Origin of the sequence: Photorhabdus noenieputensis (assembly GCF_018448935.1) — a bacterium.
GTDB lineage: Bacteria > Pseudomonadota > Gammaproteobacteria > Enterobacterales > Enterobacteriaceae > Photorhabdus > Photorhabdus noenieputensis.
The window spans coordinates 97,607-124,151 of sequence record NZ_RCWC01000004.1; the positions used below are offsets into that span (position 1 = coordinate 97,607).

Annotated in this window: 24 protein-coding genes; 5 read left to right on the forward strand and 19 right to left on the reverse strand. The window is 43.3% G+C overall.

Going from position 1 to position 26,545, the window contains the following annotated elements:
- Window positions 1-109 precede the first annotated feature (109 nt).
- Window positions 110-1,816 (reverse strand): YbaL family putative K(+) efflux transporter, encoded by a 1,707-nt coding sequence (ybaL, locus tag EAE91_RS04835; protein WP_214087494.1) that lies wholly within the window; start codon window positions 1,814-1,816, stop codon window positions 110-112.
- A gap of 242 nt (window positions 1,817-2,058) precedes the next feature.
- Window positions 2,059-3,276 (reverse strand): MFS transporter, encoded by a 1,218-nt coding sequence (locus EAE91_RS04840; protein WP_214087495.1) that lies wholly within the window; start codon window positions 3,274-3,276, stop codon window positions 2,059-2,061.
- A 287-nt stretch (window positions 3,277-3,563) separates the two neighbouring features.
- Between EAE91_RS04840 and ushA the strand changes: the two genes are divergently transcribed.
- A complete protein-coding gene (gene ushA / locus EAE91_RS04845) occupies window positions 3,564-5,222 on the forward strand; it encodes a bifunctional UDP-sugar hydrolase/5'-nucleotidase UshA (RefSeq protein ID WP_214087496.1) in 1,659 nt (552 codons plus the stop codon).
- Between the two features lie 61 nt (window positions 5,223-5,283).
- On the opposite strand, the gene ybaK is transcribed toward ushA, so the two are convergent.
- The 3 genes from ybaK to copA all read right to left on the reverse strand — a co-directional run bounded on the left by ybaK (window position 5,284) and on the right by copA (window position 9,794).
- A complete protein-coding gene (ybaK, locus tag EAE91_RS04850; RefSeq protein ID WP_214087497.1) occupies window positions 5,284-5,760 on the reverse strand; it encodes a Cys-tRNA(Pro)/Cys-tRNA(Cys) deacylase YbaK in 477 nt (158 codons plus the stop codon).
- 197 nt (window positions 5,761-5,957) lie between these two features.
- The gene (locus tag EAE91_RS04855; RefSeq protein WP_214087498.1) at window positions 5,958-6,770 is read right to left on the reverse strand and encodes a TraB/GumN family protein; all 813 of its coding nucleotides are present in this window, start codon (window positions 6,768-6,770) and stop codon (window positions 5,958-5,960) included.
- A 288-nt stretch (window positions 6,771-7,058) separates the two neighbouring features.
- Entirely contained in the window at window positions 7,059-9,794 is a 2,736-nt protein-coding gene (copA, locus tag EAE91_RS04860; RefSeq protein WP_214087499.1) for a copper-exporting P-type ATPase CopA, read from the reverse strand.
- 142 nt (window positions 9,795-9,936) lie between these two features.
- Here copA and cueR point away from each other — a divergent pair, with 142 nt between their 5' ends.
- Complete coding sequence (gene cueR, locus EAE91_RS04865; protein WP_214087500.1) at window positions 9,937-10,338, forward strand: Cu(I)-responsive transcriptional regulator; 402 nt, start codon at window positions 9,937-9,939, stop codon at window positions 10,336-10,338.
- Here cueR and EAE91_RS04870 read toward each other — a convergent pair.
- The 5 genes from EAE91_RS04870 to tesA form a co-directional block, all read right to left on the reverse strand.
- Window positions 10,332-10,787: an NfeD family protein gene (locus EAE91_RS04870; protein ID WP_214087501.1), complete on the reverse strand. Its 456-nt coding sequence runs from the start codon at window positions 10,785-10,787 to the stop codon at window positions 10,332-10,334. The genes cueR and EAE91_RS04870 overlap by 7 nt on opposite strands.
- Before the next feature lie 2 nt (window positions 10,788-10,789).
- Window positions 10,790-11,710: an SPFH domain-containing protein gene (locus EAE91_RS04875; RefSeq protein ID WP_036775200.1), complete on the reverse strand. Its 921-nt coding sequence runs from the start codon at window positions 11,708-11,710 to the stop codon at window positions 10,790-10,792.
- 24 nt (window positions 11,711-11,734) lie between these two features.
- A complete protein-coding gene (locus EAE91_RS04880; RefSeq protein WP_214087502.1) occupies window positions 11,735-12,592 on the reverse strand; it encodes a co-chaperone YbbN in 858 nt (285 codons plus the stop codon).
- 68 nt (window positions 12,593-12,660) lie between these two features.
- Window positions 12,661-13,446 (reverse strand): SDR family oxidoreductase, encoded by a 786-nt coding sequence (locus EAE91_RS04885; RefSeq protein WP_214087503.1) that lies wholly within the window; start codon window positions 13,444-13,446, stop codon window positions 12,661-12,663.
- A gap of 50 nt (window positions 13,447-13,496) precedes the next feature.
- The gene (tesA, locus tag EAE91_RS04890) at window positions 13,497-14,129 is read right to left on the reverse strand and encodes a multifunctional acyl-CoA thioesterase I/protease I/lysophospholipase L1 (RefSeq protein WP_214087589.1); all 633 of its coding nucleotides are present in this window, start codon (window positions 14,127-14,129) and stop codon (window positions 13,497-13,499) included.
- Between tesA and ybbA the strand changes: the two genes are divergently transcribed.
- Together ybbA and ybbP are read left to right on the forward strand one after the other, a co-directional pair.
- Complete coding sequence (ybbA, locus tag EAE91_RS04895) at window positions 14,100-14,786, forward strand: putative ABC transporter ATP-binding protein YbbA (protein WP_214087504.1); 687 nt, start codon at window positions 14,100-14,102, stop codon at window positions 14,784-14,786. The two genes, tesA and ybbA, sit on opposite strands and share 30 nt — an antisense overlap.
- On the forward strand, window positions 14,783-17,215 hold the full coding sequence (gene ybbP / locus EAE91_RS04900) for a putative ABC transporter permease subunit YbbP (protein WP_214087505.1): 2,433 nt from the start codon (window positions 14,783-14,785) through the stop codon (window positions 17,213-17,215). The genes ybbA and ybbP overlap by 4 nt, the downstream gene beginning before the upstream one ends.
- Before the next feature lie 208 nt (window positions 17,216-17,423).
- Here ybbP and EAE91_RS04905 read toward each other — a convergent pair whose 3' ends face one another.
- The 3 genes from EAE91_RS04905 to EAE91_RS04915 all read right to left on the reverse strand — a co-directional run bounded on the left by EAE91_RS04905 (window position 17,424) and on the right by EAE91_RS04915 (window position 20,892).
- Window positions 17,424-18,488: an LLM class flavin-dependent oxidoreductase gene (locus EAE91_RS04905; protein WP_214087506.1), complete on the reverse strand. Its 1,065-nt coding sequence runs from the start codon at window positions 18,486-18,488 to the stop codon at window positions 17,424-17,426.
- 186 nt (window positions 18,489-18,674) lie between these two features.
- Complete coding sequence (locus EAE91_RS04910) at window positions 18,675-19,949, reverse strand: MFS transporter (RefSeq protein ID WP_214087507.1); 1,275 nt, start codon at window positions 19,947-19,949, stop codon at window positions 18,675-18,677.
- A gap of 55 nt (window positions 19,950-20,004) precedes the next feature.
- Complete coding sequence (locus tag EAE91_RS04915; RefSeq protein WP_247982995.1) at window positions 20,005-20,892, reverse strand: outer membrane protein OmpK; 888 nt, start codon at window positions 20,890-20,892, stop codon at window positions 20,005-20,007.
- A gap of 930 nt (window positions 20,893-21,822) precedes the next feature.
- On the opposite strand from EAE91_RS04915, the gene EAE91_RS04920 reads away from it, so the two are divergent.
- Window positions 21,823-22,443: a riboflavin synthase subunit alpha gene (locus EAE91_RS04920; RefSeq protein WP_214087509.1), complete on the forward strand. Its 621-nt coding sequence runs from the start codon at window positions 21,823-21,825 to the stop codon at window positions 22,441-22,443.
- A 344-nt stretch (window positions 22,444-22,787) separates the two neighbouring features.
- Here EAE91_RS04920 and EAE91_RS04925 read toward each other — a convergent pair whose 3' ends face one another.
- The 6 genes from EAE91_RS04925 to ppiB form a co-directional block, all read right to left on the reverse strand.
- The gene (locus tag EAE91_RS04925) at window positions 22,788-23,060 is read right to left on the reverse strand and encodes a type II toxin-antitoxin system YafQ family toxin (protein WP_214087510.1); all 273 of its coding nucleotides are present in this window, start codon (window positions 23,058-23,060) and stop codon (window positions 22,788-22,790) included.
- A 3-nt stretch (window positions 23,061-23,063) separates the two neighbouring features.
- Entirely contained in the window at window positions 23,064-23,300 is a 237-nt protein-coding gene (locus EAE91_RS04930; RefSeq protein WP_036775220.1) for a type II toxin-antitoxin system RelB/DinJ family antitoxin, read from the reverse strand.
- A 198-nt stretch (window positions 23,301-23,498) separates the two neighbouring features.
- On the reverse strand, window positions 23,499-24,581 hold the full coding sequence (purK, locus tag EAE91_RS04935) for a 5-(carboxyamino)imidazole ribonucleotide synthase (protein ID WP_214087511.1): 1,083 nt from the start codon (window positions 24,579-24,581) through the stop codon (window positions 23,499-23,501).
- Window positions 24,578-25,108 carry a 5-(carboxyamino)imidazole ribonucleotide mutase gene (purE, locus tag EAE91_RS04940; RefSeq protein WP_214087512.1) on the reverse strand — a complete coding sequence of 177 codons (531 nt, stop codon included), beginning with the start codon at window positions 25,106-25,108 and terminating at the stop codon, window positions 24,578-24,580. Before purE ends, purK begins: the two co-directional genes overlap by 4 nt.
- Before the next feature lie 148 nt (window positions 25,109-25,256).
- Complete coding sequence (gene lpxH / locus EAE91_RS04945) at window positions 25,257-25,979, reverse strand: UDP-2,3-diacylglucosamine diphosphatase (RefSeq protein WP_214087513.1); 723 nt, start codon at window positions 25,977-25,979, stop codon at window positions 25,257-25,259.
- Window positions 25,980-25,989: 10 nt separating this feature from the next.
- Window positions 25,990-26,484, reverse strand: a complete 495-nt coding sequence (gene ppiB / locus EAE91_RS04950; RefSeq protein ID WP_214087514.1) for a peptidylprolyl isomerase B — start codon at window positions 26,482-26,484, stop codon at window positions 25,990-25,992.
- Window positions 26,485-26,545: the final 61 nt, after the last annotated feature.

Here is a 26,545-nt window from a genome sequence, read left to right on the forward strand (position 1 = left end):
CGCTGGTACTTAAAGTGATAAGAACGGCTCATGTGGTTCACTATAGAATAGAAGAAAAAACCCTATTCGGTAACGAATAGGGAATTATTCCATCAACAGTCGCGTTTTCTCAAACTAATGGCAAAAAGGGCGACGCAGGGGGAGGCTCAGTTGGATAACCTTGTTCACTGTTGGCTAATACACTTGCCATTGTTTTGGCAATTTCATGCTCACCAATAATAACGTGGCTAGCTCCACGCTCCGTAATATAGGCAACTTCATCGTCATAGTCAGCTCGGACAATGATATTAATATCTGGGCGTGCTTCTCTTGCACTAGCGACAATCTCACCTGCTTCATAGCCATTAGGAATGGTTAGCAGGAGGGAACAGGCACAATCCAAGCGCGCCAGTGACATAATATCTTTGCTGGCGGCGTTGCCCATGACGGCACTGATACCTTGTTCACCGAGTTCCTCAAATTTGGCTCTGGTGTTTTCAATAACAACCAGAGGGATCTCTTTTTCCTGCAAGCGTTGGCATAATAAGCTGCCGATACGTCCGTAACCGATAACGATAGTGTGGCCGCAGATATCGACAGGAATTTGCGTCTCTTCTTCCAGCGTCTCTTCCAGTAACTGTTCCTCAATAGTTTCTGTTTTTTCCAGATAGCGATCCAACAGGCTAAATAGAACTGGGTTTAGCATGATAGAAACAATCGCGCCAGCCAGAACAAGGTTACGGGCATTTCCATCCAGTAAGCCAAGTGCGACCCCAAGACCGGCCAGAATAAAGGCAAATTCACCGATTTGCGCCAGACTGACTGAAATTGTCAACGCGGTCCGGCGTGAGTGGCCGAACATCTTTACGAGCAACATTGCAGCAGCGGACTTACCAATAATAATGATTGCTAACGTTGCCAATATAGATAGTGGCTGTTGAATGAGGACCATTGGGTCGAACAGCATGCCAACAGAAACGAAGAACAATACGGCGAAAGCGTCTCTGAGTGGCAGCGTATCTTGGGCGGCACGGTGGCTTAGTTCTGATTCGTTTAATACCATACCGGCGAAGAACGCCCCTAGTGCGAATGAGGCATCAAACAGAGCAACGGCACCGTAGGCGATACCTAGGGCGATAACCAGCACGGCGAGGGTAAATAGTTCCCTGGAGCCGGTACTTGCGGTTTTTGCCAGTACCCACGGGATTAGACGGCGGCCAACAACAATCATCAGCAGGATAAAAGCGATAACTTTGCCGACGGTCATGGCGAGTTCCATGACTAACTGCCCGATATTGGCCTCTTTATTACCAAGAATACCGGCAGCCGCAGGCAGTAATACCAGCGTCAGCACCATCGCCAGATCTTCGACAATCAGCCAGCCAATAGCTATTTGACCACGTTGGCTATCGATCAATTGGCGCTCTTCTAGCGCTCGTAACAGAACAACGGTACTGGCGGTTGATAGACAGAGACCAAAGACGATACCGCTAAATAATTCCCAACCCAGTATTGCTGATAGCCCTACTCCGAGTAGTGTCGCGACCAGTATTTGCGCAATAGCGCCGGGGATAGCAATGGATTTTACGGCGAGCAGATCTTTGAGTGAAAAATGTAGTCCGACACCAAACATCAATAAGATGACACCAATTTCTGCCAGTTCAGGGGCCAGTGATGCATCAGCGACAAAACCAGGAGTGAAAGGACCAGCGAGTACTCCCGCAGTAAGATAACCAACCAGCGGTGAGATTTTCAGGCGTTGTGCCAGCATACCGAGCAGATAAGCGAGAAAGAACCCGCCAACGATAGTGGTGATAAGTGGTGTCGAGTGCTCCATTAAGACTCCTTCTTGCTGAGGCTAGTAAATAGCTATAGTGAAGAGGTAGGTGTAACTGTATTTTATAGATAATTCGAGGTAAATTCGCTAAAAAAATGAATAAAATATCAAAAAATATGGATTGAAAGGATTAAATTACCCGTAACAGGTATTTGTGTTGCTCTGTTTGAATATTTATGAGGTAAATAGGCACTCTTCCCACATAAAAAGTAACTTTCATGTGGGGTTGTATAGTGATTTTTCTAGTTCTTATCTTCTATATTAGGTAATAAGGCGGTAAATATACCAAGTAACGGCAGAAAAGCACAAATCTGATAAACCAGTTCAATACTTGTTCTGTCCGCAATATCACCAAGTACCGCCGCTCCAATACCTCCCATACCAAAAGCCAGCCCGAAAAATAGGCCGGATACCATCCCGGTTTTACCTGGAATAAGTTCCTGAGCGTATACCAGGATTGCAGAGAACGCAGATGCCAGAATCACACCAATAATCACTGATAGAATACTTGTCCAGTACAGAGAAGCGTAAGGCAGAACTAATGTAAAAGGTGCAACTCCGAGGATAGATATCCAGATAACATACTTCCTGCCGATCCTGTCTCCAAGTGGTCCACCGATAATGGTTCCTGCTGCAACTGCGAATAAAAAAATAAACAGATGAAACTGGGCGCTTTGTACGGAAATGCCAAATTTGTGTATTAAGTAAAAAGTATAATAGCTACTGATACTGGTGAGATAAAAATATTTGGAAAATATTAAGATTAGCAAAATAACCAAGGAACCTATCACGGTTTTTCTTGATAAAACTTTGACGGTAAGGTCAGTTTTAGCTTGATTTTTCTTGATGTAATTCTGAGCCTTATACCATTTACTGATCTGTAGCAGTACGATGATGCCGAGTAATGCCGCCAGAGAGAACCAGCCAACGTTACCTCTACCATAGGGAGCGATAAGTACAGCAGCTAGCAAAGGCCCTAGGGAGCTGCCAAAATTACCGCCGACTTGAAAAAGAGATTGAGCTAATCCGTGGCGACCACCGGATGCCATACGTGCTACGCGCGACGATTCCGGGTGGAATACCGAAGAGCCTGTACCAATTAATGCAGATGCTAATAGAATTAACGGGAAATTGTTGGCATAGGCCAGCAGTAATAGACCGGATAAGGTGAAACTCATCCCAACGGGCAATGAATAGGGCTGTGGATATTTATCAGTATAGAGGCCTATCAGTGGCTGTAATAAAGAGGCGGTAATCTGATAGGTCAATGTGATCATACCGATTTGCACAAAACTTAGGTTAAATTCTAATTGTAGTAAAGGATAAATCGCTAGAATCAGCGATTGGATCATATCGTTCAATAAGTGTGAAATACTGATTGCGCCAAGAATAGTAAAAACGGTATTCCTGGTTTTTCTTGTGGGAGATGGGACTACAGTGGTATTGCTCTGTTCACTCATATTCGCTGCCAACCTGTCTTAATCAGTAATCAGTAATCAGTAATCAGTAATCAGTATATTGGTTATTTGTTGAATTTTAATACATATTAGGTAGAGAATTGATTTTTTACTACTTTGGATATAGTTTTATAGTACACTCGCGAAGACGAAACAAAACGTGTTCTAAATATCTAATGACTGCATAACATACATAGCCTATCTCAAGAAATGATCAATTTATCCCGCCTTGTTAGCTTTTAAAGCTGTTTTTGCATGGCAATTCACTAAAAAAAGCATGGAGATATACCATGAAACTCTCGTTCAAGACCTCAGTTTGTGCTTTGGTTGTATCTATAGCACTACTTCCAGCAATTGCAAATGCATGGGAGAAAGATAAAACCTATGACATTACCATTTTGCACACCAATGACCATCATGGTCATTTTTGGCATAACGATTATGGTGAGTATGGTTTAGCCGCGCAAAAAACGGTAGTTGATGAAATCCGTCAAGAGGTCGCGAAAAAAGGTGGCAGTGTGTTACTGCTTTCCGGCGGAGATATTAATACCGGTGTACCAGAATCTGATTTGCAAGATGCCGAACCTGATTTTAAAGGCATGAATTTGGTGGGCTATGATGCAATGGCGTTGGGTAACCATGAGTTTGATAACCCTCTGTCAATACTGCGTCAACAGGAAAAATGGGCAAATTTTCCATTTCTGGCTGCCAATATTTACCAAACAAGCACCGGCAAACGTTTGTTCAAGCCTTATACCATTTTCGATAAACAGGGCGTGAAAATTGCAGTTATTGGCCTGACGACTGATGATACGGCGAAAATCGGTAACCCGGCTAATTTTCCTGATGTTGAATTTCGTGTTCCGGCGACAGAAGCCAAAATGGTGGTTGAAGAACTTAAGAGAGATGAAAAGCCAGATGTGATTATTGCCGCAACCCATATGGGGCACTATGACAACGGTAATCATGGTTCTAATGCGCCAGGTGATGTTGAAATGGCACGTAGTTTGCCTGCGGGCTATCTGGATATGATTGTCGGTGGTCACTCACAAGATCCGGTCTGTATGTCTGCGGAAAATAAAAATTATAAGCAGATCGATTATGTGCCAGGAACGCCATGTTCGCCGGATCGTCAGAACGGTACCTGGATTGTCCAAGCTCATGAGTGGGGTAAATATGTTGGTCGAGCTGATTTTCAATTCCGCAATGGTGAATTGAAGCTGACTCACTATCAGTTGATCCCTATTAACCTCAAAAAGAAAGTGCAGAAGGGAGACGGTTCTACTGAACGTGCTTACTACACTCATGAAATTGCGCAAAACCCAGATATGTTAAAGTTGTTGATGCCTTATCAAGATAAAGGTGATAAACAACTTGGTGTAAAAGTAGGTTCTATTGAGGGTAAATTAGAAGGGGATCGCAGCAAAGTTCGTTTTGTTCAGACTAATATGGCCCATGTTGCTCTTTCTGCCATGATGGAACGCGCGGATGCTGATTTTGCGATTATGAGTGGTGGTGGTATTCGTGATTCGATTGAATCAGGTGATATCACTTATAAAGATGTGTTGAAAGTGCATCCATTTGCTAACACATTGGTTTACGTTGATATGAAAGGCAATGAAGTCAAACAATATCTGGCGGCGATTGCTAATATGAAAGTTGACTCCGGTGCTTATGCACAGTTTGTGAATGTTAGTCTGATTGCTGATGGTAAAGGTGTTAAAGAGGTAAAAATTGGTGGAAAGCCACTAGAGCCGAATAAAACTTACCGTATGGCAATGCTTGACTTTAATGCTATTGGTGGTGATGGCTATCCACGCGTTGATAATTATCCAACCTATGTCAACACTGGTTTTGTTGATGCGGAAGTTCTGAAAGACTATATCGAGAAGCATTCACCACTGAAAGCGGCTGATTATGAGCCAAAAGGTGAAATTATTTATCAATAATCCCTGACGGAATGATAAATCGAAAGGGCTGCAATTTTGGCAGCCCTTTTGGGGTAATAATTTAAGCTTTTGCAATGTCGGCAAAGGTGCCTCTCACTAACCTACAGAGATCAGACGGCACCAATTCAATATCTAATCCTCGTTTACCACCAGAGACAAATATAGTAGGGAACTGTTGCGCTTGATTATCAATAACCGTTGGTAAGAGTTTTTTCTGCCCTAACGGACTGATCCCGCCGACGAGATATCCTGTCACTTTCTGGGCGATTTGGGGATCAGCCATTTCTGCTTTTTTGACTTTAAAAACTTTGGCGACCTTTTTTAAGTCCAGTTCACTTGAGACGGGGGTGACGGCGACCACCAAATTTTTAGCCTCACTATTAAGTGCAACCAGTAAGGTTTTGAATACTTGCCTGGCATCGAGTCTTAATTTCCTCACTGCTTCATCACCAAAGTTATGTTCATTTGTGTCGTGTTCATAGGTATGAAGAGCGAAGCTAACTTTCTGTTTTTCTAACAAAATGATCGCAGGTGTCATAATTTCATTACATAGGATGATTTTGTAATTAAGAATAAAGGATGAAATGGAATGATGGAATTGATAATCTGACTATGGCTCTGTTGCTTGTATACAAACAGGTAATATCCCGTACTTAAGAACAACAAAAATGACAGATTATTCCTCATATGATTGGCCAATATTATTATAGTAATGTATGTAATATTGGCCTTTTTTTAATGTTGTTCTTCTGCCAGCATCTTGGGCAAATTTCCTTCACCGTACAGATGCAAAACGCCAACAGCAACGAGATATCGACCGGCAGGCAATTCCCGTAAACGTTTATTCCATTGTTTATTACGTTCAGTCATCAATAGTTGGTATATCTCTTTACTGAAAGTTGTTGGTAGAGCATGTTCTTGCTGTTCAGGTTGATAGTCCATCCACCAACTGATCATGGTTTGTAAAGCGCGGGCATTTGCGTGCCAATGGGTTAATGTATCTTCCAATAGTGGCAGGCCGTTATTGGGGATTTGATTAAGTAAATTAATTTGTGATTCAGTACCTTCTAGTTCAATAATCGTTTTCCCTAGAGCTTTGGCTGCATTTAGTAGCTGATAATCGATACCGTAGTTGGGATGCAATCCAAGGTTTTGTGCTTGTCCAGCTTGTAAAATTAAAGCGATTTGCCATGAGGGTAATAGATTGAGGAATTCTTCTTGCTGTTGGATTTCATTGCAGCAGACCTGAAAATTCCGATACATCTCAGAAGATAAACGTTGTTCGATACGGTGATATGATTGAAACTCATCATGAAATGGGGAGTCTGCCTGAGTAATATCTGCTTCCACGATTAATGTATCGGATTGATTAAGCTGTGCTATCAATATTTCTGAAAGTGGGAACATGTTTTTCGTACCCATATGAATACTGCCTACCAGATGCAAATGTCTATCACCTGCCAGAGTAATATCGTGAGCGGGATAGGGATAACGGTGGAGGGCATTGATTCCTAATATATTGGTAAGGTGTTTAATCAGTCGTCCCATTTTAGCTCCGGTTTAGCATTTATTCTTTAAACTAGCTATTTTTCTAGGTTAATATTACAACTGTATCTCTATCCATTTCTATTGAATGTTCTTTGACTACTATTCAGTATACAAGGAGATTTTACTTGACCGCTGTATTTACTTTTCTAGTTCTTTGAAGATGCAGTAACGTGGACGGACATTGCTATTATAAAAAAGTGCTGGGGTAAAAGTGTAAAATGCGATCATGGATATGCATTTTTACGATTCACCCCAACATCATCAAAGCAGACTTATTTCTTTAGTGATTCAGAACTTAGGTTTAAACCTCAGTAATCGATTAGCATTACTCACTACCGTAATTGAAGAGAGCGCCATTGCTGCACCTGCGACTACCGGATCTAACAGAGTTCCGGTAAAGGGATAGAGCACACCAGCGGCGATGGGAATCCCCAATGTGTTGTAGATAAATGCGCCTAATAGGTTCTGTTTCATATTGCGCAGAGTGCCTTTGGATAGCTCAACCGCATCGGCCACACCGTGTAGGCTATGGCGCATCAGGGTTATTGCGGCGGTTTCAATGGCGATATCACTACCCCCTCCCATTGCAATGCCCACATCAGCCTGCGCCAGGGCAGGCGCATCATTAATCCCATCCCCCACCATAGCCACCTTGCGACCTGCTGCTTGTAATTTCTGAATCGCCTCAGCTTTGCCATCAGGTAATACACCCGCAATCACTTGATCAATACCTGCTTCTTTTGCAATCGCATTGGCAGTAGCCGGGTTATCACCGGTCAGCATCACTAAACGGTAGCCTTGATGGTGTAATCGTTCTAATGCGGTTAGGGTATCTTCACGCAGTGGATCGCGAATTGATAGCATTGCCGCCGCCTTACCTCCTGCTGCCAGAAGAACCGGTGTGATGCCTTGTTTTGCCTGTTGCGCAATCAGCGGTTTTAATTCTTGCGTATCAACTTGATTTTGTTCTAGCCATGCTTGATTACCTAACAACAAGGTTGTGCCATCCACTTCACCACTGATACCGAGTCCAGCCAGAGTGCGGAATTGTTCAACTTGCGGCAATGCCAGCCCTTCGGCTTTGGCAAGAATGGCTTTAGCTAATGGATGGTTAGAACCTTGTTCCAGTGCGCCAGCCCAACGCAATACTTCTTGTTCACTGTACCCATTAAAAATATGGATATCAGTCACTTGAGGCATGCCCTCCGTCAGAGTACCGGTTTTATCGAAAACAATGGTATCCAAGGTGCTGGCTTGTTGCAGCGCATCCGCATCTCGCACTAGCACCCCAAATTCTGCTGCCCGGCCGACACCAGAGATAATTGACATAGGGGTTGCCAACCCAAGGGCACAGGGACAGGCAATAATCAACACGGTAGTCATAATGACCAATGAATACATGATCTGTGGCGCTGGCCCCACTAAATACCAAATAGCACCGGCAATCAGGGCAATCGCGACAACAACGGGAACAAATATGGCGGAAATTTTATCTGCTAACTGACCGATTTCGGGCTTACTGCTTTGTGCCTGACGGACCAGTTTAATAATTCGTGCTAATGTTGTCTGGCTGCCAACTGCGGCGGCAGTAAACAGCACCGTACCGTCTTGCACTGTCGTACCGGCATGAATGCTATCGCCTGTGGATTTTTGCTGTGGAATCGGCTCACCGGTGAGCATTGCCTCATCTATCCAAACCTCACCTTGAATGATTTCACCATCAACGGGAACACGATCACCAGTTGCCAAACGTAACGTCATGCCGGGTTTGACATCAGCCAGTTGTATCTCTTTTTCGCCATCTTCTGTCACTACACGGGCAGTCGGTGGTGTCAGATCCAGCAGACGCTCCAGCGCTTTTGAGGAGTGCTGACGGGCACGTTGTTCCAGAGCATGACCCAGGTTTATCAGACCAATAATCATCGCGCTGGCTTCATAATAGAGATGACGGGCTTGTGGTGGAAAAATATCTGGCCATAGGTTGACACTGATGGAGTAAAGCCAGGCTGCACCTGTTCCTAATGCCACTAATGTGTCCATTGTGGCACTGCCGTTTTTCAGGCTTTGCCACGCATTGCGATAGAAGTGACCACCGGCAAAAATCATCACGGCAAGCGTGATAACGCCGATAGTCAGCCAGATATATTGGTTTTCAGGTGTGAGCATCATATTATCGCCCATCATGCCCCACACCATTACGGGAATACCGACGACCAAGGCTAATGCTGATTGCCAACGAAAACGACGCATATTAGCGTCAGAAACTTGTTGTTGGCGTTCACGCCGTACAGCTTCATCCTGAATCAGTTCCGCGCCATACCCAGCTTTTTCTACGGCTTTGATCAGTGCCTCTGGTGAGGCACTACCGATAATTAAAGCGCTGCGTTCAGCAAGATTCACTCTGGCATTTTCCACGCCATCAACACCTTGTAATGCTTTCTGAACTTTGTTCACGCAACTGGCACAAGTCATGCCGTCCAACAGCAACTGGATGCTTTCATCGCTATCACTCACAACGGAAGCGTCAGTTTTTTCGACCGGAATAGAAGAGGTTGCCGCTGCCAAAGGTTCCGGTCTGTTTGAAGCAGGTAATGTCAGCGGCTCAGATTTTGGGGAGTTTTGACCAGAAGTGAGTTTTGCGTGATAACCTGCCTGCTCAACGGCGGCAATCAGGATATCGACATCGGCTTTACCGTAAATTTTAGCCGTTTCAGTATTCACCTCTGCGGCGATAACGCCATCTACGGCTTCCAGCGCTTTACGTGTCGTACCTGCACAATGCATGCAACTCAGGCCAGAGAGTGTCAGTTCAATATCGGGTTGGTTAGCAACCCTCGCATCGTAACCGGCCGCTTGAATGGTTTCGATTAATGATTCAGCAGAGGCTGCGCCGATGATTTTGGCATAATCAATCGTAATATCTGCCTGTTCCACATCTGTACGATTTGCCAGGGCCTTTTTCACACTGTTAACACAGTGCATACAGGAGAGTCCCTGCAAGGTTAAAATAGTTGTGTGTGACATAAAAAAACTCCTAACACATAGTGATGTAATTATTCTTCACGTTTGTGTGATAATTAGTGGTGTATATCTACACAGTTCAAGTGAATTTCTGACTTGTTGCGAAGGTTAAACCTTCCCGCAAGGGTAAGGTCAAGGGGAAAAAATGAACATCAGTGAAGTTGCCCAAAAAACCGGTCTTACCAGTAAAGCCATTCGGTTTTATGAAGAAAAGGATCTGATTACACCGCCGGAAAGGGGGGATAACGGCTACCGTTATTACCGGCAGAAACATATTGATGAATTAACGCTGTTGCGTCAGGCGAAACAAATCGGTTTTACGCTTGATGAATGTCGGGAATTTTTAGTGTTATTTCGCAATCCCAATCGTCACAGTGCCGATGTAAAAGCGGCAACATTGCATAAAGTGGCTGAAATAGAAAAGGCGATTAAAGAGTTGCAGAAAATGAGAAGTAAATTGTTAGCTTTGGCGGAAGAGTGCCCTGGAGATGATGGGGCTGAATGCCCCATCATAGATCATTTATCGGGTTGTTGCTCTCATCACTGAGAACTGACTGACTTTACTTTCAAGGTAATGCCATCAATAGCGATTACCTCTACTTCGGTATTGGCTGGTAGTTCACTATTACAGTGAACCCGCCAGCTTCCATCAGCCAGTTTGATCCGGCTGTAACCATTTTCAGTATCGGTAGTCAGTTTGGCTCGGATACCGATGAGCTGGTGGTCTTTCTGGTTCAGGTTATCGCTGCCTTTTGATGGGCGGCGACGTAACCAGTAGCGCCATAGCATTGCGGAAAGTAGCGTCAGAGCGGCAAACAAAACGCCTTGCCATTCCCAATCTATTCCTGGTAGCAGCCAGGTGACAAACGCAACAACGATAGCGGCTATACCCGTCCATAATAGATAGCCGCCAGTTCCCAGAAGCTCTGCAATTAACAGTAAGCCGCCAAAAGAGAACCAGAGCCAAGGGGTTTGAGCCGCAATCTGTGCAATCATGGTTATTTACCTTTTTTGCTTTCGCCAATCAGTTCAGTAATACCGCCAATCGCACCCATCAGATTGCTCGCTTCCAGAGGCATCATAATGACTTTGCTGTTATCGGAGGCACCAATACTGGTCAGTGCATCCGTATATTTCTGGGCAACAAAGTAGTTAATTGCCTGCATGTTACCGTCAGCAATCGCATCGGACACCATTTTAGTTGCGCGAGCTTCTGCTTCGGCGGCACGTTCACGAGCTTCTGCCTGGAGAAATGCCGATTGACGTTCCCCTTCCGCTTTCAGAATTTGAGACTGTTTTTCTCCTTCTGCTTTCAGAATAGCCGCCTGACGAATACCTTCCGCTTCCAGAATATCAGCACGTTTTGTACGTTCGGCTTTCATCTGGGCGTTCATGGCAGAGATCAACTCTTTTGGTGGACGCACATCACGGATTTCAATACGGGTAATTTTCACCCCCCACGGGTTAGTGGCTTCATCAACAATATGTAATAGACGACTGTTGATAGAATCACGCTGTGACAGCATTTCATCCAGTTCCATTGAACCCAAAACCGTACGGAAGTTGGTCATTGTCAGATTGATAATGGATAGTTCAAGGTTGCTGACTTCATAAGCGGCTCGAACAGGATCGACAACCTGAATGAAGCAGACTGCATCAATGGTCACATTGGCGTTATCGCGGGAAATCACCTCCTGTGAAGGAATATCCAACACTTGTTCCATCATATTAATTTTACGACCAATGCGATCGATAAACGGGACGATAATATGCAAACCCGGTAATAAAGTTCGGGTATAACGACCGAAGCGCTCTACCGTCCATTGATAGCCTTGTGGCACGGTTTTTACGCAAGTAAAGACAATAACCACGGCAATGAAGATCAGAATGGGTACAGCACCAAAAGCGAATAAATCCATAGCAATTCCTTACAATTAAATAAATCAGTAAAGCAGCGAATAAACCTGGCGACGGTATTTCGAAGCCAAGGTATTACTGGTCCCCATTGCAGACATAATATCCATCATTGTTTTCCGTACTGCGCCATTGGCAGCGGAAAGGTCCTTTTTCAGGAAGCTAAGTAATAATTCCAGAGCTTCTTCATTACGGCTAACTTCGTGCAGTTTCAGCGAGAGTTTAACCGCCAGCTCTGCATTGTCCGGTTGAATGGCGAATTCTTGCTGCAATTGTTGGATCTCTGGTGTATCCGCCGCTTGCTTTTGTAACTCAATTTGAGCCAGTAAACTGTGATAATGAGTATCTTGGTCCTGTAATGGAATAAGACTCAGAATTTCCTGGGCTTCTTCTATATTATTGAGCATAATTTGCACTTCGGTCAATATAAGTGCAATTTCACTGTTTTTGGGGGCCAATTGCCAGGCTTCTTTCAGTAGTGGCAGCGCTTCCTGATGTTTTCCTGCTGCGATAAGTTCCTCAGCCTGAGCGACTTTCAACTCTTCTGGCTTAGGTAATACGCGGGCAAGCATCTCTCTGATAGCTGTTTCAGGTTGTGGCCCTTGAAAACCATCTACAGGTTGGCCTTGTTGCATAATATAAACCGTAGGAATGGCTCGTAAGCCAAATTGTGCAGCGACCATTTGCTCTTTATCGCAATCCACTTTTGCCAATATGAATTGATTTGCATATTCTGCTGCCAGTTTATCCAGTATTACACCTAATTCCTGACAATGAGCGCTACGTTCAGACCAAAAATAAAATAAAACAGGTACAGTCATAGACTGTTCAACGGTTTGATGTAGGTTGCTTTCGTTGACATTAATTCCAGTAGAGGTTGGTAACATATAATTAGTCTCTTAAATTTGGTTGTCGCAGGTTATGATTAAATAGATTGAGGTTATTTTCTTAACTTTCAAGTTGTACCGCTCTGTCTACTCAGTATTTTATCCATTACTCTTCCCGGCAAAATCCGGCGCATAATAGTGACTGCGTGGGTTATCCAAGTCACGGGATAACGTAATTTGGGGTTCGGACTTTCCAGAGCATGAATCAGTTTGCGCACAACGGCTTCGGGGGTTAGGGTAAAATGGCGGGCGATCCTGGGGTTTCTGACAGGTTTATCGCTTTGCGTTTGATTCACGTTTTCTGAAAAACGTGTTTTTATCGGGCCGGGGACAATCAGACAAGCTTTAATTCCTGTGCCGGCTAATTCCATTCTTAACGCATCTGACCATGCTTCCAAGGCATATTTACTGGCAGAGTAAGCACCACGGCCTGGGGTTGAAATCAGTCCCATAACTGAACTGGTTTGGATAATACGGCCTTCACCATGAAGTTGCATTGCTGGAAGTAATAAGCAGGTAAGTTGATGTGTACCAAATAGATTAGTAGAAAATTGCCGTTCCAGTTGTTCACGGCTGATAGTATTGAGTGGGCCATAAATACCAAAGCCGCCATTATTAAACAGCCCGTAAAGACGGCCATTGGTTAGCCTGATGACCTCGGCGGCGGCGCGTTCAACACTCATTTTGTCATCAAGATCCAATTCGATAGGTTCCAGTCCTAACTCGCGCATATGCTGTAAATCTGCGGGTTTCCGGCAGGCTGCTAATACTCTGTAGCCTCGCTGATGTAGTGTTTTGGCCGCCACCAGACCAATTCCACTGGAACAGCCTGTGATAAGAACTGACTTTTGCATAACTTTACCTGCTTATAGACATCAATTTGTTGAAACTAATAGTTTACTACTTAAGAATAATTAAGATGTGCTGATAGTGTGTCAGACATCCAGTCGGCAATAAATGGTTGGGCTGCCAGATTAGGATGTAACCCATCTTGTTGCACCCATTCTGGTTTAATAGCGACTTGCTCCATATAAAACGGCAGCAGGGGAATTTGATTATGTTCTGCCAGTTTGGGGTAAATCTTGGCAAAAGATTCGGTATAACGGCGTCCATAGTTTGGTGGCAGACGGATCTGCATCAATAAAGGTTGAATATTGGCTTGTTGCACTAAAGTAATGATCCGTTGCAGATCTTGTTCGGTTTGTTGTGGGGGAAAACCGCGTAATCCATCGTTGGCACCTAGTTCTATCAGTACCCAACGGGGTTTATGTTGTTTAAGTAATTCCGGCAGCCTCTCAAGGCCCTGAGCAGCGGTATTACCGCTGATGCTGCCGTTGACGACTGTAATTTTATTACCGGATTTCTGCCACTTTTTTTCCATCAAAGCAGGCCATGACTGTTCAACGGGGAGATGGTAACCGGCACTAAGGCTATCACCGAGAATCAGAAGGGTATCAGCCGCAGTCGCTCTGGTACCAAATAGCATCACTAATAAAAGGAAAAGTAAATGGTAACGGGGAGTATTCTTGAAGTTCAGCATCTTAGTAAGCACGTTGGTCAGGGAGAAAATAAGATCACTATATTGCAGGGAGTCGAGTTGGTTGTCGAGTCGGCACAGACTATCGCTTTAGTGGGAGAATCGGGTTCGGGTAAATCCACATTGCTTGGCATTATTGCCGGGTTAGATGATGGCAGTGACGGCGAGGTTCGGCTGTTAGGGCATAATCTAAGCCAGATGAATGAGGAACAGCGAGCGCAGCTACGGGCTGAAAGTGTCGGTTTTGTCTTTCAGTCATTTATGTTAATTCCGACGTTAAACGCATTGGAAAATGTCCAGCTTCCTGCTTTATTGCGTGGTGAGTCTGAAAATAATAGCAGGAAACAGGCAGTTGAATTGCTTGAACAATTGGGATTGGGCAAGCGTTTGAAACATATGCCAGCACAACTTTCTGGCGGTGAGCAACAGAGAGTGGCATTGGCACGGGCATTCAGCAGCCAGCCTAAAATTCTGTTTGCTGATGAGCCAACAGGTAATCTGGATCGGCAAACCGGTGATCGGATTGCTGATCTACTGTTTTCTCTGAATCGTGATTATGCCACAACGTTAATTCTGGTCACTCATGACAGCCAGCTTGCTGCCCGTTGTCAACGTTGTTTGCGGTTGATTGATGGCAAATTGAAGGAAGAAAGATGATTTGGCGTTGGTTTTGGCGCGAATGGCGCACCCCTTCTTTACTGATTGTCTGGTTATCTCTTACCTTGGCAGTGGCTTGTGTACTGGCTTTGGGCAGGATCAGTGATCGCATTGATCAAAGTGTTCATTACCAGAGCCGGGATTTTCTGGCGGGGGATTTAGTCCTGCGTGCGGCTTATCCGGTAGACGATGAGTGGTTACAGCAGGCGAAAAATTTGGGATTAAAATTGAGTCGCCAGCTCTCTTTCACCACCATGACTTATGCCGGGGATACTCCTCAACTTGCTAATGTAAAAGCCGCGGACAGTTACTATCCGTTATATGGTGAACTGGAAACTAATCCACCGGGTTTGAAAGCAGAAAAAGGCACAGTGTTGGTCGCGCCTCGTTTGCTTGAACTATTGAAAATCAAAGTGGGCGATAATCTTGATGTGGGTGACACCACGCTTAAGGTGAGCGGAGAATTAATTCAGGAACCTGACAGTGGTTTCAATCCCTTTCAGATTGCGCCAAGGATTTTGATTAACCTTGATGATGCGCAATCTACCGGGGCGATTCAGCCGGGTAGCCGTCTCACTTATCGTTATATGTTTTCGGGTGATAAAGAAGCGATTTATCAGTATCAGCAGCTCATTGATCCCCAACTTAAAGCTGATCAGCGCTGGTATACCTTGAAACAGGATAGTGGGGCGCTGGCAAAATCTATTGAGAGGGCACAGCAATTCTTGTTGTTATCGGCTTTGCTGACGTTATTACTCGCCGTCGCCGCTGTGGCGGTATCAATGACTCACTATTGTCGTAGTCGCCATGATTTGATTGCCGTGCTTAAAACACTGGGTGCGGGGCATTGGGCATTGCGTAAATGGGTGATTGGTCAATGGCTAGTGATACTGATGGCGGCGGCGCTGGTGGGGACACTGCTAGGATTGATATTTGAATATCTGCTCGTGCAGATTTTAGCGCCTATGCTGCCGAAGACTTTACCGGTAGCAGGATTCTGGCCGTGGATATGGGCGTTAGGAGCGTTATCTATTATTGCCTTGCTGGTGGGAATACGTCCGTACAAACAGTTAATGGCAACCCAACCATCACGGGTGCTGCGTGATGATGTTATCGCGCCTATCTGGCCGTTGCGCTATTACCTGCCGTTGGCGGCATTGGTGGTCATTAGCGGGCTGAGCTTGTTGGTTGGAACCAAACCTATGTTATGGGCGTTACTGGCTGGCATGGTGATGGTTGCGCTGTTGCTGGCGGTGTTTGGTTGGGGAGGATTGTGGTTATTACGTCACCTGAAACTTCGTCAACTCAGTTTTCGTCTGGCGGTTAATCGACTACTGCGGCAGCCATTTCAGACAGTAGCTCAATTGGCGGCTTTCTCTTTATCATTTATGTTATTTGCTTTGTTGCTGGTGGTCCGGGGAGATTTGCTTGACCGTTGGCAGCAACAATTGCCACCGGACAGTCCAAACTATTTTCTGATTAATATGACTGGACAGCAAATTCCGCAAGTAGAAAATTTGCTGGCTCAGTATCAGGTTAAACCTTCGGCATTCTATCCGGTGGTATTAGCTCGCTTGACGGAAATTAATGGTCAGTCAGCTATCGCGTGGGCAGAGGCCAGAGAATCGGATAGCAACACGGTACAGCGGGAATTGAATCTGACATGGAAAGAGCAATTACCTCCGTTTAATACTTTGGTTGCCGGTGACTGGCCGCCAAAGGCGGATGAGGTTTCTATTGAGCAAGGTCTTGCTGAGCGTTTGGCAATCAAAATCGGCGATAAACTAACATTCAGTGGTGATACCCAGCAGTTCAGCGCTGTAGTTAGCAGTATTCGACTGGTGGATTGGGAAAGTTTGCGGCCAAATTTCTTGTTTATTTTCCCGAAACAGGCATTGGAAAATCAGCAGCAAACTTGGCTGACCAGTTTCCACTATGAAGGCGATGGCCGACTTCTGACGGATCTTAATCGTCAGTTTCCAACGCTGAGCCTGCTTGATACCGGCGCGATGATTAAGCAAATTCAGGGTATTTTGCAGCAGGTAAGTAAGGCATTGGAGGTCATGGTTGGGCTGGTTATGGTCTGCGGCGCACTACTGCTATTGGCACAGGTTCAGGTAGGGATGCATCAACGGCAACTTGAACTCGTGGTTTACCGCACCTTGGGAGCCAGTAAACAGTTACTGCGTCGCACGCTTTGGTATGAATTTGCTTTGCTTGGATTAATGGCGGGTTTTACTGCGGCATTAGGGGCTGAGGTTGCGCTCTGGTTATTGCAGACCAAGGTATTTGATTTTCCGTGGCAACCAGAATGGCAAATGTGGCTGTTATTACCAATAATCAGCAGCTTGTTACTTTCATTGTGTGGGAGTGGGTTGGGACTCCGATTATTACGGGGTACAGGATTATACCGGCGGGTTCAGGGGTAAAAGAGCGATATTTGCAGACATTCAGGGAATGGGTAATCGCTCGTCGAGATGTGGAGAATCCATTCCCTAACTTATTGGCCTATTATTGTTGTTTATATCCGTCATCTTTCAAGTTGCCTCTTTGTTGGCTGCACTTTCTCACCCCAGTCACATCGTTATCTATGCTCCCGGGGATTCACTCCCTTGCCGTCGCGATGCATCTTGAAATCTATTGGGTATAGATAAATTCAGCTTTAAGTTGTGGCAAGATTTTCTCGCCGAAAGTGGTTAACCCCTGAACATAATCAGGGAAGATCAACATAACTCCATCCAGTTCGCATTCACGCAATAAATCTGACAGTTGTTGGCGGCACGTTTCCGGGCTGCCGATAGCGGTGTGGGTCATAAAAGCATTTTGGGATCTTTCAACCATCGCATTGCTTTTTTCGCCAACATCGACGCCAAAACTGTGCATCATGCTTTTAACTGCGTCTATATCCAAGCCATCACGATAGAATTCAGCCAGCGTCTTAGCTTCTTCATCTGTTTCAGCGCAAATAATCGTACACATACAAAAGGTTTTGGTGGTTGTACCGTATTCGGCTGCAAGACGTTTAGCCATCAGACTAATTTGTCGCGTTTCTTCTTCATCTTTACCACCAATGAAACACACATCGGTGTTACGCACACTAAAACGTAGCCCACATTCTGATTGACCGGCACAGACCAAATAAGGGCGCGGAACGGAAACAGGTTTGGGTTCAGAAACACAATTCTTGAAATTAAAGTAATCTCCCTGATGATTAACCTGCTTCTCACTCCAAAGCTGTTTGATCAATTGGGTCCACTCTTCGGTCATTGCGTAACGTTGATCGTGATCTAAATTGCTATCCCATTCCCCCATTTGTTCAAATTCGTCTTTGAAGGAGCCAGAGACAATATTCAGCCCGGCGCGTCCATGACTAATTTGATCCAGTGTCGCAATCATTTTGGCTGTCACGGCGGGATTATGCAGCCCGGCATGCATGGTTGCGATAAGCCGGGCATGATGAGTCACTTCGGCAATACCTGCCATCATCGTAACGGATTCCAGAGAACAGCCCCAATGTTCCGTTTCGCCACCAAAGCCACGCCATTTGCTCATTGACATAATGAAATCCAAACCAATTTGATCAGCCAGAATAGCTGCTTCACGGTTTTGCTGATAAGAAGCATCGAGTGGTGGTGTATTTTTAGAAATAATCCAGCCACCTTTCGCTATGGGTAGAAATACACCGAATTCTTTTTTTGCCATGATTAATTCCTTGTTTGTCTGTGGTAAGGAATATCTTATATACCCGTTATCTTATCAAGTTGCCTTTTTGTTGGCTGCATTCACTCACCCCGGTCACATAGTTATCTATGCTCCCGGGGATTCACTCCCTTGCCGTCGCGATCTATCTTGAAATCCATAGGATGTAGGTTCATTTTATTTCTAAATTCAGTTAAGTAATGTGCTGTTATCAGAACATTTTTTCACGATTTGTGAAGGCGGTTGCATCATGAATGTGATAATCAGAATAGTTAGCACCGGTATGGCGATAATAAGAAATGCCGGTGTAAAACTACCTGAATAATCTTTAATTGCGCCCACAAGAAAAGGGGCGATACAGGCGGTAGTGGAGATTAGATTCATCACCGAGAACAGTTCCAGATAAGGTGTGCGTCCAAAATAATTGAATAGCAAAATACTGGATGCCAGAAAAGTCATGCCATAACCGATGCCAATACACAATGTGAACAGGATTAAAAATGTCCATGAGGTGGCGGCACTGAGTGCGATAAGACCACAGATAATTATCGACAGACTGCCGATAAGTAGTTTTTTGGGATCGAGCCATTCACCAACAGCCCCTCCTGCAAATCGTGAGAATGCATTGATAAAAGCCAAAATACTGAGCGAAGAGGCGGCAACAGACTCACTGAATCCATTTTCAGTAATATGGGCGACAGCAAAACTATTAACGGTTATCCCACACAGTAAAAAAGAGGTATAAGCGGCGGCAATGGCATAAAATTGCCAGGTGTGCAGTGCCTGTCTGACATTCCATATTTCCTTGGTGCGATAGATAGTGGTGGGGAGCTGGTCTTGTTGATTTTTGTTAATTCTTTCAGCGTGGGCGTTTTCCTTTTTACCTTCGCGCATAAATAAAATGGTTAATAAACTGATCAAAGTGAGTGATATCCCGGAAATTGCCCAGTGCATACGCCAGTTTTCCCAAAATACGGTTGCCAGGAAATAGATCCACGGACCGACCACGCCCCCTAATCCACCGATGGTGAAATATATACCAAAAGCCAACGACTGTTTTTTAAAAAGTCGGCTAATGACATAAGTGCCGGGAACAGTAGCCATAAGGCTAAAGCCGATCCCTAATAGTGTTGTACCGGTAAAATAGGCCGCGATACTATGGGTGTTGTAGAGAATGCAGAAACTGGTGATAAAGGTCAGCGTACCGATCATTAAAGTGACGCGGACGCCTATACGACGAATAAACATCGCTGGAAGATAACTGGACAGTCCACATGATAGGCCAAGTAAGGTGAACCCCAGACCGGCATCCGTCCAACTCCAGTGTAATTCCTTGATCATGCTAGGTAATACAACTCCTAGCGAGGTAAATGTGGTTGCGGTGACCAGAAAGTAAACCAAACCCAAAAGTATCAGTAGGAGCCACTGATAAGTACGTCCGAATTGGTCATGTTGAATGGGCATCTTGACTCCATCAGGATAAAGGTTGGCAGAAAATTTCTGATATTTTATTCCGGTATCAGAAAAAACTATATCGAATAAAGATCCCGTAGCTAAATTGATCGGTTCGATAATAAGGTGTATCCCTTATTTTGTATTTATTTTTTATGGGGTTCAGAACAATGCCGGTCCATAAATGGCCGGGTTGATGACCAAGGAGTTTTCCTAAATCGTAATGTAACTCTGGTTTGAAATCGATGGTTTCAGATTGCCCATGTAAACCTAAGGTATAATCGAAAGTGCCGACAACCCGGAAATCACCTAAACGGTTATTGAAGGGAATTCCGTAGTCAATATGGATTCGCTGATCATTCCAGCTTCCTTTGGCATTATTCTCAAAATAAAAAATTGTACGTAACCAGCTAACCCAGCTAGCTTGCCAGTCAATACTAATACCGGGAAAATAGTCGTAATCTATCCCTTTAGTTTTGGCAATCCATTGAGCGAACAAAATATCTTTTACCGGCCCAAAAGAGATGTCATTACCAGCGACTTTACTCAAGCTCACTCTGGGGACAAATTTATAATAGTAGGTACTCTTATCACCTTGGTAATCACTTTGCAGTGAGTTTTGCCAAATACTATAGACGTACATATCGCCGACACTGTAGTCGCCGAAAGCCTCCAAAATCGGTGAAATCGTTTTTTGGGGATCGACCCGATTTTCAAATTGCACATAAAGGCTGGTATCAATAGATTGAAAGTTGACAAAGTTACCGGCTTGAGCTTGATTGATTGTCGCCAGCAATAACAGCATTGCGGGTAATCCGCTTTTCTTTAATCGAGTGCCTATCCAACGCCAAGTCATTGCCAGATAAGCAGCACCACAAAATCGAGAAGAGAGACTTAAGGTGAAAAAAAGCGGGGGATAGTTTTTCGTATTATGGATTTTTGTGGCAAGTAACACGAAGATTCCCTTTCTCATACAGTATCTGGCTGGTGGTTGTTAACATTGATCTAATAAAACAGTTTTGTCAAAGGGATATTTAATTTTATTGATGAAAGGTGGAGGGAGTAGAAATATAAGATTATTTTAATCTTAGTGATTTTTCAGTGTTAGTAATATATTGATTATTTAATTAGCGACAGGTTGTTTATTCAACTTGATGTTAAGGATTGGGAAAAATATTGTTAATTAATGGTTTTGTGAAAATATTTTTGTAATTATATTTTAGTTAACTTAAATATATAATTTATTTTTTTGATTAATTAGAGTTTTTAATGATAAATGATAATAATAAATTAGTGCCTGTTTTGGTATAATCAAAACCATTTTCAACTTTAAATAATTATTGCTTTGTTTTTTAAATATGGAGATAAAATATCTTTTTTTAATATTTATCTTGAGTAATTATCTTTAATGAAATAAAAATATAATAAATGTTTAAGGTGATAATTCGTTTGATTTATTTATAATAAAAACAGATTGTAAGTGAAATATTGTAAATTATAATTCTTTGTCTGATAATTCTATTATGATATGCTTTTAATTAAATGATAAATATTCAAGGTAAAGCATTTTCATAAGTTATAAAAGTAATCTTCGATTCTATCTTTGTTGATGTTTGATAATTATCAATTTAACGGTAAAAAATCATCCATTCCACAAAAAGCTTGATATAATTAAAAACTATAGGGTAAAGTAGTTTATTGGCTTTTAAATATGTTATTAAAATTCTGATTTAAATCAAGTGTATAAAAGATATTTTGTAAATATGGGGTAGGAAAATGTTGTCAATAGAGTTAATAAAATTTTATTAGATATATTCATGAAAACCATAAATTATTTTAATGTAACAAGGGCATTTCTACTTAATATAAATAAAAGAGGGTGATTATGTATACTGGAATTGTGCAAGGAAAAGAAAGCGTATTATCTCTTGAGAAAAGAGAAGGATTTAGTTCATTGACCGTTAGTAATAATAACCATTTCTTTGATGATGTTTCTGTGGGGGCCAGTGTTGCGATTAATGGTACATGCTTGACTGTCACTCAATTTAAGAACGATATCGTCTGGTTTGATATATCAGATTTTACGGCTGATGTGACCACATTAAAGTTTTTAAATGTGGGGGATGAAGTTAATATCGAAAGATCACATCAAATGAATAAAGAGAATGGTGGTCATAGCTTATATGGACATATTGAAGGTGTAGCAGAAGTCGTTAATTTTATTAAAACTGGTGAAACTTATCGATTAGTGATTAATATTCCTGGCGATAATATAAGATACTTTTTCCATAAAGGTTTTATTGGGCTGCATGGTTGTAGCTTAACAATAAATGGTATAAATGAAGACGAGAAAACCATAGAGTTGAATTTAATTCCAGAAACGTTAAGGGCGACTAATCTTGGTAATATTAAAGTTGGTGATTTACTTAATTATGAAATAGATCAAACAACCAGAACGATTGTAGATACGATATCCAGATCGATGAATGCTAATAGATCAATATGATAATTGAAGTAATATAAATAAACTAGGATGAGTTGAAGTGCGAAGCGGTAAGTTACTTTACTTCCGCTTCTACAATTAATCTAAGGCTATTAAATGACAAACGTTTGACTATTTTGATGGACGATTGTCATATATTCCATAATAAATAGTTAACTTGAGTTTCGCTTGAGATAGTGAATTAAAGTACTTAGATACTATCTGAATTTCTGATGATAACCAAAGAGGTAGAAATCCTCAGATTGATTGCAAGGAGTCTCATGTCATCTAGATTTGCTGATGCAAGTTAGTTTTGAATACCTTTATGGAGAAAAATAGCCCAGAAATTGGGCTATTAAGGATAAGTCTTACATCTTGAATAGTTTTGCATGACTTCCAACCCGATATAAAAAAACTTCTTGGTCAGTTCTCTTATAAATCAATAGGAGATCTGGTTTTCCATGATATTCCAGATACCCAATATAATTCCCTTTCAATGAATGTTCTTTATATTCGGGAGGAAGGGGTTTTCCTGTAGCGAGCAATTTTAATACGGTATCAATAACGAAGAGGGTTGCTCTATCATATTGATAAGGTTTTAAATCCTTTTTAAACGCGGATGAATAGCGAATTCTGAGCATATTTTATTGGAAAATTTTGTCCCAAAATTCATCTATGGTACCTACGCTTGTACCGCCACCACTTTCCAGCTCATGGATTGCTGCCTGCGTTGTAGCATTAGGAACATGGTGTTCTTTTGTCGCTCTAGTTAATACCAAACGGACAAAGCTAGACATATCCAAACTATTATCCCTAGCGGCTTGTGCTACCGCATTTTTCAGTTCTTCAGAAACACGAACTTTCAACATGGCTGTATTCATATGTGCCTCTACGTATCTTACTATTTTGTATCCTTACTGTAGGACTATTGTGGACACAAATCAAGATGAAAAGATCAATAAATAAACAACGTTAGTGTTAGACTTAACTTCAGCTTTGCTCAAGAAGGGGCTAAAGTATGAGCAGAGTTCACCTATGTACCTTTGGGCTGATGATTCTTAAACAGAACTGAGGTTTAGTTAAATTAATTTTTCCTGCGCCCATTCAAGGCCACTCTGATATTCAGGAGGCAGCATAGGAACAAGTTTCTGCAATGTATCTTTTAATTCATTTTTATCAAAGTGAGAAAGATTAAGATGACCGACTTTACGTGCAGGACGAACTTCTTTCTCATACCAATGTAAATGTACCAAGGGCAAACTGAGCCATTGGGTATTGATATCTGTACCAATCAAATTGATCATAACTGACGGCGCAGTGACTTCTGGTCGAGGCATGGGTAAATCCAGAATAGCGCGAAGATGTAATTCAAACTGGCTGATAGATGCGCCGTTTTGAGTCCAATGACCGCTGTTGTGAACACGTGGTGCCAGTTCGTTGATCAGTAAATTATCACCGACAATAAAACATTCCATTGCCATCACGCCGATATATTTCAACTCGTGCATAATCGCTGACAACATACTTTCAGCCTGTTGTTGTAAATGATAATGCTGTAAATGGTCATTTTCCTGAGGAGAAACAATACTGGCACGGAGAATGCCATCTTGATGCAAATTGTGCGCTAAGGGGTAGAACACACAATCGCCATTTTTATTGCGGGCACCTACCAGTGAAACTTCGCCAGAAAAAGGAATGGCTTGTTCAGCAATACATTCACCATAAATATCGGCGGGTAATGCTGTTTCATCTCCGGGACGAATACGCCACTGCCCTCGACCATCATAACCACCCATGCGGCGCTTAACGATAACGAAATTACCGAGCTCAGAAAATAATTGCGGCCATTGGTTGGTATCAGAGAGTAATTGCCACGGCGCAGTTGCCAGCCCAAGGCTATCCATTAACTGTTTTTGCGGCAGACGATCGGCCAGACGAGGAAAGATATCTCGATTAGCGAAAGCCTTATGGCGGGCAAGTTCCTGAGTAAGAGCCGTTTCCGGCCAGCGCTCAATTTCAGCGGTAATAACGCTATTCTGATAAGGAACTGCTTCGGGTTCTGCATCCAGGCCAACAGGATAAACCGTGATGCCTAAAGGCTCACCAGCTTGACGCAACATGCGGCCGAGCTGACCATTGCCTAATACACAAACTGGCTTCATGCTTCCTCCCGCGGATCGGGATTATCGAGTACATCCTGAGTTTGTGTTTCACGCCAATGGCTGAGGCGTTTCAGTAAATCTTTATCGTGACGAGCCAAAATCTGTGCGGCCAGTAGAGCTGCGTTTGCTGCTCCGGCTTTCCCAATCGCAAGTGTGCCGACAGGAATCCCTTTTGGCATCTGTACGATAGAGTAAAGGCTGTCTACCCCATTCAGTGTAGCGCTTTGTACGGGGACGCCGAGAACCGGCACTAGCGTTTTAGCTGCCAGCATGCCGGGTAAATGAGCGGCACCACCGGCACCGGCGATAATGACATCAAAACCATTTTGTTCAGCTTGCTCGGCAAAACTGAATAGTTTATCGGGTGTACGGTGAGCAGAAACAATTTCAACATGAAAAGGTACATTAAGAGAAGTAAGAATATCAGCCGCGTGCTGCATAGTCATCCAATCGCTTTTAGAACCCATGACAATGGCGATTTTGGCATTGTGTTGAGTTGTTCCTGCTAAATCAGGCTGGGCAGTCATAAATCAAATGCTCCTGTGTTTTAACGTCCACCAGAATGAAAATAACGCTTTGAGGCCGCGGATCATATCATGCTCACAAGCTAAGGAAAACGATTGCGTTACTTTATACTTCCATTGTGATACCTGAATGTGGGTGTTTCTGATTAATTCAGAATGGGAAAGAGATAAGATCGATTGATTTATCCGTTATTTTGAACATCGATCCCTGATGATGCCATGCGCCAAGTACACCGCGGTAAACGGTTTTATCATGCAGAGGAACTTCATGTACAAAAGGACGGTGGGTATGTCCATGAATCATCCAGTCAGCTTGATACCGCTCAAAAGTGTCAATAACGGCTTGCTGGTTTACATCCATAATGGCTTCGGATTTTCTGCTGTTGACCGATTGGCTGTTAGCGCGCATTTTTACGGCAATTTTTTGACGGATAGACAGCGGTAGCAGTAGAAACAGACGTTGGACCCACGGGGTATGAACCCGCTTACGATATCGTTGATAACCTTCGTCATCAGTACACAAGGTATCGCCGTGCAGAATAAGCACTCGTTTACCGTACAGTTCCAGTACTTTTTCCTGTGGGAGTAAGATAATGCCACTCTCTTTAGCAAAGCGTGAACCGAGCAGAAAATCACGGTTGCCATGAATAAAGTAACAGCTAACGCCTTGTTGTTGCACAGTTTTTAATGCACTAGCGATTTCACGGTGGAGAGGGTTGTTATCATCATCGCCAATCCAGTAATCGAACAGATCGCCGAGAATATAGAGGCTATCGGCCTGAATGGCATCCTCACGCAAGAAACGAAGAAAACCGGCAGTGATTGCCGGTTCATGTTCGCTGAGATGTAAATCTGCGATAAAAAGTGTACACATAGGCAGAGAATTATTCGCTGACAGTCACTTTTTCGATGATAACATCTTCGAGTGGTACATCTTGGTGCATACCGCTGCGACCGGTAGAAACGCCTTTGATTTTATCAACAACATCCATACCTTCGACCACTTCGGCAAAGACGCAGTAACCCCAGCCATCAGGGCGCTCAGAGCGGAAGTTCAGGAAATCATTATCAACAACGTTAATGAAGAACTGCGCAGTTGCTGAGTGTGGATCGTTAGTACGGGCCATTGCCAAAGTACCACGGTTGTTTTTCAGACCGTTATTGGCTTCGTTTTTGATAGCTGCATCAGTCGGCTTTTGTTTCATACCAGGTTCGAACCCACCACCCTGAATCATGAAACCGTTAATAACACGGTGGAAAATAGTATTATCGTAGAAACTATTGCGGCAGTAGTTCAAGAAATTCTCAACAGTTACAGGAGCTTTATCAGCGAAAGTATTAATTACAATATCGCCAAAATTGGTATGGAAAGTCACCATAATTGAAATCCTAATAATAGTTTTGATTAACCCGGTTCGGGCATTTGGACCAGGCGGCTTT

Excerpts from the sequence above, each read along its gene's own strand:
- EAE91_RS04930 (WP_036775220.1), bottom strand. The coding sequence starts at position 23,300 with ATGAATACAGCCATGTTGAAAGTTCGTGTTTCTGAAGAACTGAAAAAT.
- ybbA (WP_214087504.1), top strand. The coding sequence starts at position 14,100 with ATGGTAACGGGGAGTATTCTTGAAGTTCAGCATCTTAGTAAGCACGTT.
- copA (WP_214087499.1), bottom strand. The coding sequence starts at position 9,794 with ATGTCACACACAACTATTTTAACCTTGCAGGGACTCTCCTGTATGCAC.
- EAE91_RS04885 (WP_214087503.1), bottom strand. The coding sequence starts at position 13,446 with ATGCAAAAGTCAGTTCTTATCACAGGCTGTTCCAGTGGAATTGGTCTG.
- ppiB (WP_214087514.1), bottom strand. The coding sequence starts at position 26,484 with ATGGTGACTTTCCATACCAATTTTGGCGATATTGTAATTAATACTTTC.
- EAE91_RS04920 (WP_214087509.1), top strand. The coding sequence starts at position 21,823 with ATGTATACTGGAATTGTGCAAGGAAAAGAAAGCGTATTATCTCTTGAG.
- purK (WP_214087511.1), bottom strand. The coding sequence starts at position 24,581 with ATGAAGCCAGTTTGTGTATTAGGCAATGGTCAGCTCGGCCGCATGTTG.
- purE (WP_214087512.1), bottom strand. The coding sequence starts at position 25,108 with ATGACTGCCCAGCCTGATTTAGCAGGAACAACTCAACACAATGCCAAA.
- EAE91_RS04880 (WP_214087502.1), bottom strand. The coding sequence starts at position 12,592 with ATGTTACCAACCTCTACTGGAATTAATGTCAACGAAAGCAACCTACAT.
- EAE91_RS04855 (WP_214087498.1), bottom strand. The coding sequence starts at position 6,770 with ATGGGACGACTGATTAAACACCTTACCAATATATTAGGAATCAATGCC.
- EAE91_RS04905 (WP_214087506.1), bottom strand. The coding sequence starts at position 18,488 with ATGGCAAAAAAAGAATTCGGTGTATTTCTACCCATAGCGAAAGGTGGC.
- EAE91_RS04840 (WP_214087495.1), bottom strand. The coding sequence starts at position 3,276 with ATGAGTGAACAGAGCAATACCACTGTAGTCCCATCTCCCACAAGAAAA.
- EAE91_RS04925 (WP_214087510.1), bottom strand. The coding sequence starts at position 23,060 with ATGCTCAGAATTCGCTATTCATCCGCGTTTAAAAAGGATTTAAAACCT.
- ushA (WP_214087496.1), top strand. The coding sequence starts at position 3,564 with ATGAAACTCTCGTTCAAGACCTCAGTTTGTGCTTTGGTTGTATCTATA.
- ybaL (WP_214087494.1), bottom strand. The coding sequence starts at position 1,816 with ATGGAGCACTCGACACCACTTATCACCACTATCGTTGGCGGGTTCTTT.
- ybaK (WP_214087497.1), bottom strand. The coding sequence starts at position 5,760 with ATGACACCTGCGATCATTTTGTTAGAAAAACAGAAAGTTAGCTTCGCT.
- EAE91_RS04910 (WP_214087507.1), bottom strand. The coding sequence starts at position 19,949 with ATGCCCATTCAACATGACCAATTCGGACGTACTTATCAGTGGCTCCTA.
- EAE91_RS04870 (WP_214087501.1), bottom strand. The coding sequence starts at position 10,787 with ATGATTGCACAGATTGCGGCTCAAACCCCTTGGCTCTGGTTCTCTTTT.
- lpxH (WP_214087513.1), bottom strand. The coding sequence starts at position 25,979 with ATGTGTACACTTTTTATCGCAGATTTACATCTCAGCGAACATGAACCG.
- EAE91_RS04875 (WP_036775200.1), bottom strand. The coding sequence starts at position 11,710 with ATGGATTTATTCGCTTTTGGTGCTGTACCCATTCTGATCTTCATTGCC.
- cueR (WP_214087500.1), top strand. The coding sequence starts at position 9,937 with ATGAACATCAGTGAAGTTGCCCAAAAAACCGGTCTTACCAGTAAAGCC.
- ybbP (WP_214087505.1), top strand. The coding sequence starts at position 14,783 with ATGATTTGGCGTTGGTTTTGGCGCGAATGGCGCACCCCTTCTTTACTG.